The sequence below is a fragment of the Citrobacter sp. wls826 genome (genome assembly GCF_005281245.1).
Taxonomy (GTDB): Bacteria; Pseudomonadota; Gammaproteobacteria; order Enterobacterales; family Enterobacteriaceae; genus Citrobacter; species Citrobacter braakii.
Genome location: NZ_SZWS01000027.1, coordinates 173,104 through 173,721 on the forward strand (window position 1 = coordinate 173,104; position 618 = coordinate 173,721).

A 618-nucleotide genomic window follows, 5' to 3' on the forward strand; every position below is an offset into this window, starting at 1 on the left:
CTCCATTTTCGGACTGCTTAGCCATCGCTATTAGATTTATTCTATACTGCTCTGCTATTAAGGCCGCCCGGCCCTCATATTCATTGGCGTTATTATTTAGCATTCGATATTCATAAAATGGAGTTTTACATGACAGCGTTACAAAAATTAGTTTCTCTCGCCGTGGCATCGGTTGTGGTTTTTTCCCTGGCGGGTTGTGGTGATAAAGAAGAAACGAAAACATTCAATGCCAATCTTAACGGTTCGGATATCACCGTCTCTTACACCTATAAAGGTGACAAAGTTCTGAAACAAAGCTCCGAAAGTAAAATCAGCTATGCGTCTGTCGGCGCCAGCAATAAAGAGGAAGCCGCAAAAGTATTCGATGCGTTAAGCGCCAAATATCAAAATATTGCAGGCGTAGAAGAAAAGCTCACCTATACAGATACCTACGCACAGGAAAATGTCACTATTGATATGGAAAAAGTCGATATAAAAGCGTTGCAGGCAATTTCCGGGATGAAGCTTTCTGAGAAAGCCGATAAAAATATCAGCATGAAGCAAATGCAAACGGTAATGGAATCGGCGGGTTTTAAAGAAGTGAAATAACACCCTGGCGACCCGATATTCATCGCGGTC

The 618-nt window shown here is 42.1% G+C and carries 1 protein-coding gene; it reads left to right on the forward strand.

The annotated features are described in order from the left end of the window. Positions 1–129 precede the first annotated feature (129 nt). Positions 130–588 (forward strand): YehR family lipoprotein, encoded by a 459-nt coding sequence (locus tag FDW87_RS06695; protein WP_016156964.1) that lies wholly within the window; start codon positions 130–132, stop codon positions 586–588. Positions 589–618 lie beyond the last annotated feature (30 nt).

What these genes read in the sequence shown, in the direction of transcription:
- FDW87_RS06695 (WP_016156964.1), top strand. Translation starts at nt 130, where the DNA reads ATGACAGCGTTACAAAAATTAGTTTCTCTCGCCGTGGCATCGGTTGTG.